The organism is Frigoribacterium sp. UYMn621 (genome assembly GCF_040549525.1).
GTDB lineage: Bacteria > Actinomycetota > Actinomycetes > Actinomycetales > Microbacteriaceae > Lacisediminihabitans.
The window spans coordinates 749522-761749 of sequence record NZ_JBEPTM010000001.1; the positions used below are offsets into that span (position 1 = coordinate 749522).

At 61.8% G+C, this 12228-nt stretch carries 10 protein-coding genes; 9 read left to right on the plus strand and 1 reads right to left on the minus strand.

Annotation, left to right across the window (positions count from 1 at the left end; all coding sequences use genetic code 11):
• Window positions 1-150: 150 nt before the first annotated feature.
• Window positions 151-1155, minus strand: coding sequence for a LacI family DNA-binding transcriptional regulator (locus ABIB54_RS03860; RefSeq protein WP_354574191.1), 1005 nt, complete (start codon window positions 1153-1155; stop codon window positions 151-153).
• Between the two features lie 370 nt (window positions 1156-1525).
• Here ABIB54_RS03860 and ABIB54_RS03865 point away from each other — a divergent pair, with 370 nt between their 5' ends.
• The 9 genes from ABIB54_RS03865 to ABIB54_RS03905 all read left to right on the plus strand — a co-directional run bounded on the left by ABIB54_RS03865 (window position 1526) and on the right by ABIB54_RS03905 (window position 12205).
• Window positions 1526-2857, plus strand: coding sequence for an ABC transporter substrate-binding protein (locus ABIB54_RS03865; RefSeq protein WP_354574192.1), 1332 nt, complete (start codon window positions 1526-1528; stop codon window positions 2855-2857).
• A gap of 111 nt (window positions 2858-2968) precedes the next feature.
• A complete protein-coding gene (locus ABIB54_RS03870; RefSeq protein WP_354574193.1) occupies window positions 2969-3853 on the plus strand; it encodes a carbohydrate ABC transporter permease in 885 nt (294 codons plus the stop codon).
• A gap of 3 nt (window positions 3854-3856) precedes the next feature.
• Window positions 3857-4648 carry a carbohydrate ABC transporter permease gene (locus ABIB54_RS03875; RefSeq protein WP_354574194.1) on the plus strand — a complete coding sequence of 264 codons (792 nt, stop codon included), beginning with the start codon at window positions 3857-3859 and terminating at the stop codon, window positions 4646-4648.
• A 50-nt stretch (window positions 4649-4698) separates the two neighbouring features.
• Complete coding sequence (locus ABIB54_RS03880; protein ID WP_354574195.1) at window positions 4699-5829, plus strand: glycoside hydrolase family 99-like domain-containing protein; 1131 nt, start codon at window positions 4699-4701, stop codon at window positions 5827-5829.
• Window positions 5830-6051: 222 nt separating this feature from the next.
• On the plus strand, window positions 6052-7515 hold the full coding sequence (locus ABIB54_RS03885; protein ID WP_354574196.1) for an L-fucose/L-arabinose isomerase family protein: 1464 nt from the start codon (window positions 6052-6054) through the stop codon (window positions 7513-7515).
• The gene (locus tag ABIB54_RS03890; protein WP_354574197.1) at window positions 7512-7883 is read left to right on the plus strand and encodes an L-rhamnose mutarotase; all 372 of its coding nucleotides are present in this window, start codon (window positions 7512-7514) and stop codon (window positions 7881-7883) included. The genes ABIB54_RS03885 and ABIB54_RS03890 overlap by 4 nt, the downstream gene beginning before the upstream one ends.
• Complete coding sequence (rhaI, locus tag ABIB54_RS03895; protein WP_354574198.1) at window positions 7880-9046, plus strand: L-rhamnose isomerase; 1167 nt, start codon at window positions 7880-7882, stop codon at window positions 9044-9046. The genes ABIB54_RS03890 and rhaI overlap by 4 nt, the downstream gene beginning before the upstream one ends.
• A gap of 95 nt (window positions 9047-9141) precedes the next feature.
• The gene (locus ABIB54_RS03900; protein WP_354574248.1) at window positions 9142-10062 is read left to right on the plus strand and encodes a zinc-binding dehydrogenase; all 921 of its coding nucleotides are present in this window, start codon (window positions 9142-9144) and stop codon (window positions 10060-10062) included.
• A gap of 106 nt (window positions 10063-10168) precedes the next feature.
• Complete coding sequence (locus ABIB54_RS03905; protein ID WP_354574199.1) at window positions 10169-12205, plus strand: bifunctional aldolase/short-chain dehydrogenase; 2037 nt, start codon at window positions 10169-10171, stop codon at window positions 12203-12205.
• Window positions 12206-12228 lie beyond the last annotated feature (23 nt).

Genomic DNA, 12228 nt, shown 5'->3' on the forward strand with positions numbered 1-12228 from the left:
AGAATCGGTCTCTTCCTTCGGGTTAGTTAGGTCGAACCCGCGATGAAGTAGGAGACCGTCTCGCCGAGAGCTAGGCAATGCCGCACTTGATCGCGGCCCTCGGACGCTGAAGCGCGTGAACAGCGGAGGGAATCCTCAACGACACGATTGCTACACGCTACTTTCTCGCACCACCAATTCGGGTTGAAAGACGATCTGTCGGGGTGCGAGCGACGCGTCGGCCGCCTCTTCGAGCAGGATCTCTACCGCGGTCTGTCCGATGAGGGCGCTCGGCTGGCGGACGGAGGAGAGCGGTACGACCGCGGCACTTGCGAAGTCGATGTCGTCATACCCAATCAGCGCGATGTGCTCGGGTACGCGAACATCTGCTCCCTGCATAATTAGGGCCTGCAACACGCCCGTTGCGACTAGGTCATTAGCCGCAAAAACCGCATCTGGCCGGCGCGCCGGATCCCGGGAGACGAGCTCGGCTCCCGCCTCGCGCCCAGCGATGACGCTGAGTCCGTCGGTCAGGATGACCTCAAGGGTGGCCCCCGGTACCGTTGCGACCGCGGTGCTTGCGCCGGTGAGGCGATCAGAGACCTGCTTGATCTCGAGGGGGCCCCCGATAAACGCGATGCGGCGGCGACCCTTGGCAAGAAGGTGCCCGACGGCGAGCGCACCGCCGGCGATGTCGTCCACTGAGACCGAACTAAAGGAGTCATCCGCGCTGGTGCGGTCGACGAGAACGGCGGGAATGCCCCGATCGCGCAGCTTCCGCAGGCGATCAGTAATGTCGCCGAAGGGTGAGATGAGCACGCCGTGCATGCGCTGCACCTCGAACAGGTCGAGGTAAGTCGCCTCGCGATCAGCTTTCTCGTCGCTATTGCCGAGGATCACCGAGAAGCCGTCTGCAGCCGCGCGATCCTCCGCGCCGCGGGCGAGATCGGTGAAGAAGGGGTTGCGGACATCGAGCACGACGAGGCCGATGGTGCTGCTACGGCCAGCACGCAACTGCCGAGCGGCATCGTTGCGAACGAAGCCGAGCTGGTCGATCGCGGCCTGCACCCGTGTTGCCACCGCCAAAGACACCTTCTCGGGACGGTTCATCACGTTCGAGACGGTGCCAACCGAAACTCCGGCGACTGCCGCGACATCTTTCACGCTGGCTGCCATCTAACTCCCCGCTGTTCGTAGAGCGCGGTTCCGCGCTTGACCCATTGCATACTCTGCCACGCATTCCGTCTCGCGTGTGATCAATTTTGAACGATTCAGAATGGTGCTTGACTCGAAGGTAAACAATCTCTTAGAGTGCATTTGGCTTCGAAGGCTAAATCGATTCAATACCCCTAGACGAGGAAGGTCATGTCCTTCCTTGTCAGTCTTGACAATGGGGAGGCCGATGGGCAGCGCAGTGCTGCGGGCTTGCTTTGACGTTGAATTGAGACGTAATAACGAAATTAGCGGGCCGTCACCCGGTACCTGTCTTCAGAATCTCGGAAGACATTCCAGCACCACCCTTTTACAGCGAAGTAATGGAGAAATAATGAAGTCCGAATCACGCCGATGGATAAGTCGTATAGGTGCAATCGCCGCTCTTGCAATCGCGGCGGCGGGGTTGGCGGCTTGCTCCTCAGCCGCACCCGCCGCCGATGCGAAAACCACAATCAACTGGTGGACCTGGAACCCAGACGACCATACGGCCCCGCAATGGATAAGCGCGTTCGAGAAAGACCACCCGAACATTACTGTTAAACAGCGGTATATCCAGTTCACCGACTACGCCAACGCGGTCCGCCTCGGCGCGAGTTCGTCCTCTGGTCCCGACGTTTTTGGACTGCAGACCGGCGTGATCGCGACACAGCTGGCCCCACTCACAGCCAACCTCGCGCCGCTGGCTCAAAAAGGCATCGGCTCAGACTGGGCCAACAAGCTAATCGCAACTGATCAGTTCAAGATCGGCGGTAAGCAAGTCGGCCTCCCTTGGATGATCTCCGGCGCAGGACTCGTGTGGTACAACAAGACCACATTTGACAAAGCCGGAATCACTGCGGCGCCAAAGGATCTATCCGAATGGAAGAGCGACTGCACAAAAATTAAAGCGCTCGGCCAGACCTGTTTTGTACAGGGCGCGAAGGACGACTGGGTGAACCTGGATGTGTACCAGATCATTGCTAACCAGATCAACCCGGGCGGGTTCTACAAAGCCATCGCCGGTAAGAGCAAGTTCAACAGCGCCGACTATATAAAAGCGTTCGACGACTGGAAAGCACTTTTCACTGATGGCATCATCCAGCCCGGAGCTCTGGCGCTCACCCAGTACCCGGATGCCAACGACATGGTTTTGAAAGGGCAGGCGGCGATGATCGCCTTCGGTACCTGGAACAACGACCGAATGACAACCGCATCCCTAACTACCCTGGCCGCCACATACGGTGCACAGGTGAAGTCTCAGACGTTCGTTTCGGCTCCGTTCCCAGATGTAGTCGGAGGCGCAAAGGAGACTGGTCGACTGTTCGGAGGACCGGATGTGGGGTGGGCGATTTCGGCAAAGAGTAAGAAGCAGGATGCCGCCTTCACCTTCGTGAAGTGGCTCACCTCGAGCAAAACGGCGCAAACCATCATGGGAGCGACGCTTGAGCAGCCGGCGCTTAAGTCGGTGCCGGTGGCTACAACTGGTTTGGTCGATCAGAGCGTGCAGGCGCCCATCCTGGCGTCGCAGTCGAAGCAGCTCGCCAACCTTGTCGGGCCGCGCCAGATCGCCAACGCAGATGTGCAGACCGCCTTGCAGCAGGCCTTGTCGTCAGTCGCTTCCGGGCAGATGAGTTCGGCGGATGCTGCAAAATCGGTCCAAACGGCGATCGACGCCGCCAAGTAGGAAAGGATCCTGGGGTCGCTAGCCACATGGCTGGCGACCCCATCCACCATCATGAGTACCGACACAACAGTCACCGTTGCGACAACTCCGACCCCACGGCAACCCCGCCGCGTGAGCAAACGCACGATCGGCCAGAAACACTACGTCCCTTGGCTGTACTTGTTGCCCGCGCTGATCCTTATTGTCGGCGTTATCTATGTGGGCGTTGGGTACACCGGGTGGGTAAGCACGCTCGAATGGAACGGAATCGACGACTCACCGAAACAGGTGGGGTTAGGCAACTACGTTAAGATCGCCGCTGACCCGGTGTTCTGGGGCGCGGTCGGCCATGTCGCTGTTTTCGGCGTGATTGCCATCCTCGTGCAGATGGTGCTCGGCTTGGTTATGGCTACATTTCTCAGCGGAGACTCCGTATTCGGCCGCCCCGTGTACAAAGTGTTAATCTTCATTCCTGTCATTTTGGCGCCCGCCGCTGTCGGGACCGCGTTCCGCGAAATCCTCGCACCGGACGGCCAGTTTAACCAGCTGTTGCAAAACCTCGGACTTTCCGGGGCGCACACCGCTTGGCTTGCTGATCCGAATACTGCCCTCTTCTCACTGGCTGCAATAAACATCTGGCAGTGGACCGGATTCAGCTTTCTGCTGTACCAGGCGGCAATCGCGCAGATCGATCACAATCTATTCGAGGCAGCCTCAATCGACGGTGCCAGCAACCTCAAAAGCTTCCGTTACATCCTTCTGCCTCAGCTAAAAGGCACGCATGCCACGCTCGCACTCACCGGATGCATCGGCGCTCTGAAGACCTTTGACATTGTCTACCTCACAACCGGCGGCGGCCCGGGCCGAAGCACCGAATTCCTCACCACATACATCTACAAACAGGTGATCGAGCAGTACCACGCCGGGTATTCCGCGGCGCTGTCAATTGTTCTTCTTGTCCTCGCTCTCATCCTCACCAGTGTTCAGATCCGTGCCTACCGATTTGGAGAGGACTAACCCATGTTCGGTCGCCCCACTGCTCGTTCCCGCATCATCAGTCAAGTGATTGTCACACTACTGATTCTCCCTTTCCTTCTGCCGCTGATTGCTATCGTCGCGAAGTCATTCGAGGGCGCCGGGTTCGTCAAAAACTACGTCGCCGTGCTCACTAAAACCCCGCTGTTGCAATCTACGTTGAACAGTGCGGTGATCTCGCTTGGCGTCATCGTGCTCGTTTACTGCTGCACGATGTTGGCCGCTTACGCATTCGGCAAAATGCACTTCGCCGGAAAGAAACTGGTATTCAACGCCATTCTCGTTGGCTTGGTGCTCCCCACCATCGCTCTCGTCGTTCCGCTGTTCGTGTTCGTTTCCCGTCTCGACCTGTTCAACAACTACCTGGCAGTCATTATCCCGCTCGCCACGACGATCATTCCCTTTACTTTGTTGTTGACGCGCAACTACTTAGCCGGAATTCCGGACGAAATTCTTGAAGCCGCACGAATTGACGGGTGCAATAGTTTCAGCGCTCTCGTTCGGATTGTGCTGCCGCTCGCGAAACCGATCACCGCAGTGCTGATTGTGTGGGCATTCCTACAATCCTGGAACGAATTCTTCCTCCCGCTTCTCTTCCTCCCCGACCCCGCGTTCGGAACTGTCACCACCATTCCTCTGTACTTCACCAGCACCTACGGATCCGACCAACCCAAGATTTTTGCCGCGCTCGTACTGATCAGCCTCCCAATCGTGATTGCCTATCTCTCCCTGCAAAAGTTCTTTGAAAAGGGCCTATCCGCCGGCGCCATCAAATAGATCCACCGACTGTCTTCTCACCGCACTAACTAATAAGGAGCAAGACCACCATGAGCAAAAACACCGAAGTTGCCGCCATCTACTTCCCCAGTTGGCACGACGAGCCCCGCCGGAATGCATGGCTGGGTGACGGCTTCACCGAATGGGACCTCATTAAAGCCGGCAAGCCCCGATTTGACGGCCACTATCAGCCGCAAATCCCCACCCTTGGTTACCTCGACGAGACTTTGCCGGAGAATATGCAACGCAGTTGCGACCTTGCCTCGGGCGCGGGCATCGATGCGTTCCTCTGGGACTGGTACTGGTACGACGGCGCCGACTTCCTGAACCGACCACTAAACGACACCTTCATGAATCTGCCTGCACCGGGCATCAAATTTGCCCTCATGTGGGCTAACCACGACTGGGTGGGGGTCTTCCCCGGCAACGTCGGAGAAACGGCAGACCTGTGGTGGAAGGGAGCCGTCGACCACGAGGAATTCGTTCGAATGACCAACATCGTCATCGAACGATACTTCCCTCACCCTGAATATTGGCGAGTTGATGACCGGGCTTGGTTCACTATCTTCCGCCTCAACGAATTCGTCAACGGCGTCGGCGGTTTCGTGGCAGCGCAGGATGCACTCGAGGACTTCCGCGCCCGTGCCCGCGGAGCTGGAATGGGCGAGCTACACCTGAACACGATGGGCGGATACGAAGACTACACACCTGAACAAATCGCCGAGCTCGGGATCGACACGGTCGGCACTTACGGTTGGACCGAACAATGGGCTGAAGTCCCGCCTACCGAGATCACCTTCGATTATGCGACCTGGCGGGAGAACGCCGAGCAGCACTGGCACAAGGAACGCGTCCGGCACGCTCTCGAGTTCGTGCCCGCTGTCGCTATGGGCTGGGACTCCTCGACACGGGTAAACCAGAACGACGAGCTAGTTGTCTCCGACTGGCCGTACTACCCAATTGTGGTGAACAACACGCCTGAAGCATTTGGTGAAGCCGTTTCTGATGCAATCGACTTCGTTGAGGCAAACGAGCACACTCGTGTTGTCACAATCAACGCCTGGAATGAGTGGACCGAGGGCAGCTATCTCGAACCCGATTCCCGAACCGGAGACGCCCATCTGCGGGCTCTGGCCGCAGCGATCGATCTGGCCCGAGAAACATCCGTTTCCCCTAAATAAGTGTCGGTTCAGTGCGAAGAGATGGCAAAAGCAAAGACTTCGGCTTGATGGGAAGTCGGTGTCCTCGGCACCCTGAAGGTTGGCGCTGACAACACCGTCATCGTCGGCCCGCCGACGGAGTTCGACGCCAACAATATCGACCAGTACAACTTCTAAACCCTTCGCTCTCCCGGGCCAGCGCGGCCCGGGAGAGCGTCCTCTCAGCTTCGGAAAGTCCTGCAGATGTCATCACTCGCCAACGCTCCGGCCCTCTCGCCGAAGAAGCGCCGCCAGACCCGCATCGGCCTCGTCGCCGGCGGTCTCGCCGCCTACTGGCCTCAGTTTCCGGATCTTCTCCCGCAGCTGCAGCAGTCCTCGGCCTATGTGACATCCCGCTTCAACGATCTCGACGCCGAGGTCATCGACGTGGGATTCATCTCGGATGCCCAGGAAGCGAACGCCGCCGCCGAGAAGCTGCGCATCGCCGACTGCGACCTCATCGTCATCTTCCTTACCACCTACCTCACCTCGTCGATGGTGCTGCCGATCGCCCTGCGGTCCAAGACCCCCGTGCTTGTGATCGATCTCCAGCCCACCGAGGCAATGGACCACGCGAACTTCGACACCGGCAAGTGGCTCGCCTATTGCGGCCAGTGCCCCGTGCCGGAGGTGGCCAACGTGTTCCGCCGGGCGGGCATCCCCTTCCGCTCGGTGTCCGGACACCTGAAGCAGGAATCGGCCTGGGCTCGAATCGACCAGTGGGTACACGCCGCCGGTGTGCGCGCGACCCTTCGCACCGCCCGCCACGGCCTGATGGGCCACCTCTATCCCGGCATGCTCGACGTCTCCACCGACCTCACCCTCGTCTCGACCCAGTTCGGGTCGCACGTCGAGGTGCTCGAATTCGACGACCTGCGCGTGCGGGTGGCCGAGGTGACGGATGCCGAGGTGCGGGACCGCATGGAGCTCGCCAAGTCACTCTTCACGCTCGACCCCTCGGTGAAGGAGGAGGACTTCGCCTGGGGCGCGAAGGTCTCGGTCGGCCTCGACCGCCTCGTCGACGACTTCGAGCTCGACTCGGCCGCGTATTACCATCGTGGCCTCCAGGGCGAGCAGCACGAGCGACTCGGTGCGGGTATGATCCTCGGCGCGTCGCTGCTGACCGCCCGGGGCATCCCCTTCGTCGGAGAATACGAGCTGCGCACCAGCCTCGCGATGCTCGCCGCCCACACCATCGGAGCCGGCGGGTCGTTCACCGAGATCCAGGCTCTCAACTTCTTCGACAACGTGGTGGAGATGGGGCATGACGGCCCGGCCCACCTCGCGGTCTCAGAGCGGGATCCGCTGCTTCGCGGCCTCGGGATCTACCACGGCAAGCGAGGCTACGGCGTCTCCGTCGAGTTCGATGTGAAGCAGGGGCCGGTCACCACCTTCGGCATCGGCCAGGACCGCGACGGCAGCTTCACCTTCATCACCAGCGAGGGCACCGTCGTGCCCGGCCCGCTGCTCGCGATCGGCAACACGACCTCGCGCGTCGACTTCGGAGGCGACCCCGGCGAGTGGGTGGACGAGTGGTCGCAGACCGGCATCGGGCATCACTGGGCGCTCTGCGTCGGGCATCGCGCCGGAGACATCCGCGCCGCCGCCTCGCTGCTCGGCATCGAGCACCGTCACGTCGACATGGCGAGTCTGCCGAGCTGGCGATGAGACGGGTCTGCTTCCAGCTGCAGGTCAAGCCGGGTCATATCGACGCCTACCGGGCGGCGCATGCCGCGGTGTGGGTGGACATGCTCGAGGCCCTCCACGACACCGGATGGCGCAACTATTCCATCTTTCTGCGTGACGACGGCCTAGTAATCGGCTACTTCGAGACCGAAGACTTGCAGGCCAACTTCGACGGGATGGCGGCCGCTCCGGTCAACGCCCGCTGGCAAGCCGCGATGGCCGAGCACTTCGTCGACCTCGACGTGCCTGCCGACCAGGCATTCCTCTACCTCGACGAGGTCTTCAACCTCGACGACCAGCTCACCAGTCTTCGCACGAACGGCGTCAACCAGAACGGGAACCGATCATGACAACCTTCTCCGACATCGAACCGCTGCTCGCGCAGCAGGCCATCGAGCTGCCCTCTTGGGCGTTCGGCAACTCCGGCACCCGGTTCAAGGTCTTCGGCACCCCCGGCACGCCCCGCACGCCGCACGAGAAGATTGCCGACGCCGCGCAGGTCAACCGATACACCGCACTGTCCCCCTCGGTGGCACTGCATATCCCGTGGGACCGGGTGGATGACTACGCGGCCCTCGGCGCCTTCGCGAACGACCACGGAGTCGCCCTCGGCACCGTCAACTCCAACACCTTCCAGGACGACGACTACAAGTTCGGTTCCCTGACGCACTCAGACCCGAAGATCCGCCAGAAGGCCATCGACCACCACTTCGAGTGCATCGACATCATGGATGCCACCGGCTCGCGTGACCTCAAGATCTGGCTCGCCGACGGCACCAACTACCCGGGCCAGCAGGACCTGCGTGCCCGGCAGGACCGCCTGGCGGATTCGCTCGCAGCCATCTACGCCCGCATCGGCGATTCGCAGCGGATGGTGCTCGAATACAAGTTCTTCGAGCCCGCTTTTTATCACACGGATGTGCCGGACTGGGGCACCTCGTATGCCCAGGTCGCCGCACTCGGAGACCGTGCACTGGTCTGCCTCGACACCGGACACCACGCCCCGGGCACTAACATCGAGTTCATCGTCATGCAGCTCCTGCGCCTCGGCAAGCTCGGCTCGTTCGACTTCAACTCGCGCTTCTACGCCGATGACGACCTCATCGTCGGGGCGGCGGACCCCTTCCAGCTGTTCCGCATCCTCTACGAGGTCATCCGTGGCGGGGGATACGGCACCGACTCCGGCGTCGCGTTCATGCTCGACCAGTGCCACAACGTCGAGGACAAGATCCCCGGGCAGATCCGCTCCGTTCTCAACGTGCAGGAGATGACCGCGCGCGCGCTGCTCGTCGACACGACGGCGCTGGCGGCGGCGCAGAACGCGGGCGATGTGCTCGGCGCCAACGGCATCCTCATGGACGCCTTCTACACCGACGTGCGCGCCGACCTCGCCGCCTGGCGCGAGAGCCGCGGCCTCGCCGGGGACCCGATGGCGGCCTACGCGGCATCCGCATACCAGGCCACAATCACGGCCGACCGGGTCGGCGGGGTCCAGGCCGGCTGGGGTGCCTGAGCGCTCTGCCTGACGCCCACCTATCTGCTTCAACTGGAAGGACTACCAATATGACCAATCCCACTCCCATTGGCCCCATCACGTCGCTACCACCGATGGTAAAAGGATTCGAGCTCCTCTCGGGGTCTCACGGGGAATTGCTGGATCGGGACCTACCTGCGCCGGACAGGGGCCAAGTAGTGATAGCTGTCAGGATGTCTGGCGTGTGTGCCAGCGAGCTGTACGACTGGATTCAACCGCCACCACAAATGGTTCCCGTCGGACACGAGCCTGTCGGTGAGGTGGTTGCCGTTGGTGCCGATGTGGCTTTTTGCATCGGTGACTGGGTCACCGGGAGAGTGCTGAGAGCCTTCGCTAGTCACGTTGTCGCTGAAGCTTCGGATCTGGCGCTCGTCCCATCGAAACTCCGACCAAACGAGGTACTGGGTGAGCCCGTGGGATGCGTCGTTGAGGGCTTACGCCGAACGCGCGTAGGAGAGGGCGCTCGCATTGCTGTTATTGGCACAGGTTTCATGGGGCTCGTGATGGTGCAACTACTTGCTCACTCGCTAGCAGGGAATGTTACTGCAGTGGATCCGCGAGCAGACGCACGCGGCGCGGCACTCGACAACGGGGCAGACGCGGCTCACTCTCCCGACGAAATGGGAGATGCCACCGACAAGTTCGACGTCGTTATCGAAGCGACAGGGGCGCAGTCCGGAATCGATTTGTCCACCCGCTTAGTCCGCCCTCATGGAACCTTGTCAATACTTGGCTACCACAGAACCCCACGGGTTGTGGACATGCAGCAGTGGAACTACAAGGCCCTTGATGTCGTCAACGCTCATGTCCGAGACCGTCGCCTACTTCGCGACGCCGTGGCGATTGGGCTTAACTTAGCAGCTCAAGGGCGAATCGACCCCGGACGGCTGATCACCCATCGTTTCGCTTGTGACGAGATCGACGAGGCATTCGCTACGCTTCGCGACAAGCCTGATGGATTTATTAAGGCCGTCATTGACTACCCGATGGAGTGATTCCCGAATTGGTATCAAATGGCGGAGCGAGAAGTCGTCGTGACGCGACACTCATCAACTTCGCCCCTTTCCGACACACAGCTCTCGCCGCAATAGAGGATCATCAATGACTAACCCCACAGCCGCTGAGCTGATCGCTCGCAGCAACCGTCTCGGGTCCGATCCACGAGTCACCAACTATGCCGGCGGCAATACCTCGGCCAAGGGCACGGATGTCGACCCCGCGACGGGCGAGCCGGTCGAACTGCTGTGGGTCAAAGGCTCCGGCGGTGACCTCGGCACCCTCACCGAATCGGGTCTCGCGGTGCTGCGCCTCGATCGCCTGCGTGCTCTGGCGAACGTCTACCCCGGCGTCGAGCGCGAAGACGAGATGGTCGTTGCCTTCGACTACACGCTGCACGGCAAGGGTGGTGCAGCGCCGTCGATCGACACCGCAATGCACGGCCTGGTGGATGCCGCTCACGTCGACCACCTTCACCCCGACTCCGGCATCGCCTTCGCGACCGCCGCCGAGGGTGAAACGCTCACCGCACAGGCATTCGGCGACCGCGTCGTTTGGGTGCCCTGGCGTCGACCGGGGTGGCAGCTCGGCATGGACATCGCCGCCCTGAAGATGGCGAATCCACAGGCCGTCGGCTGCATCCTCGGTGGCCACGGCATCACCGCCTGGGGCGACACCTCCGACGAGGCCGAGGCCAATTCGCTCTGGATCATAGAGACCGCCGAGAGCTTCATCGTCGACAATGGCCGGGCCGATCCCCTGGGAACCGTCATGGATGGTTACAGCCCCCTGGCCCCGGAATCCCGGGCTTCCCGGGCCGCAGCGCTCGCCCCGACACTGCGCGGACTCGCCTCCACAGACCGCGCCCAGGTCGGCCACTTCACCGACGCCGAGGTCGTGCTCGACTTCCTCGCCTCCTCCGAGTCGCCTCGCCTCGCAGCCCTGGGCACCAGCTGCCCGGACCACTTTTTGCGCACCAAGGTCAAGCCGATGCTGCTCGACCTGCCGCCCACGGCATCCCTCGAAGACCAGCTCGCGCGCTTGCACGAGCTCCACGAGGAATACCGTGCCGACTACCAGGCGTACTACGACCGCAACGCCGTCGAGGGCAGTCCGGCGATCCGAGGCGCAGACCCCCTCGTGGTGCTCATTCCCGGCATCGGCATGTTCAGCTACGGGGCCAACAAGCAGACCGCCCGCGTCGCAAGCGAGTTCTACATCAATGCGATCAACGTGATGCGCGGTGCCGAGGCGATCTCGACCTACGCGCCGATCGACGAGGCGGAGAAGTTCCGCATCGAGTACTGGGCACTCGAGGAGGCCAAGCTGCGGCGGATGCCGAAGGCCAAGCCCCTCGCCACGCGCGTCGCGCTCGTCACCGGGGCGGCATCCGGAATCGGCAAGGCCATCGCCACCCGTCTCGCCGCCGAGGGAGCGTGTGTCGTGATCGCCGACCTCGACCTCGAGAAAGCGCAGGCCGCCGCCGCCGAGATCGGCAGCACAGACGTCGCGATCGGCGTGCAGGCGAACGTGACCGACGAGCTGCAGGTTCAGGCGGCCGTGGATGCCGCAGTTCTCGCGTTCGGCGGCCTCGACCTCGTCGTGAACAATGCCGGACTTTCACTCTCCAAGAGCCTGCTCGAGACCACGGTCGCCGACTGGGACCTGCAGCACGACGTGATGGCAAAGGGCTCGTTCCTGGTCTCCCGCGCCGCCGCGAAGGTGCTCATCGACCAGAAGCTCGGCGGGGACATCATCTACATCTCCTCGAAGAACTCGGTGTTCGCGGGTCCCAACAACATCGCCTACTCGGCCACCAAGGCCGACCAGGCCCACCAGGTGCGACTGCTCGCGGCCGAACTCGGTGAATACGGCGTGAAGGTGAACGGCATCAACCCCGACGGCGTCGTGCGGGGATCTGGCATCTTCGCCGGCGGCTGGGGGGCAAAGCGCGCCGCGGTCTACGGCGTCGACGAGCAGGACCTCGGCAAGTATTACGCCCAGCGCACACTGCTCAAGCGCGAGGTGCTTCCCGAGAACGTGGCGAACGCCGTCTTCGTGCTCTGCACGAGCGACCTCAGCCACACCACTGGCCTGCACATCCCCGTCGACGCCGGCGTGGCAGCGGCCTTCCTGCGATGACTTTCTTCCCTGCTCCGCGGTGC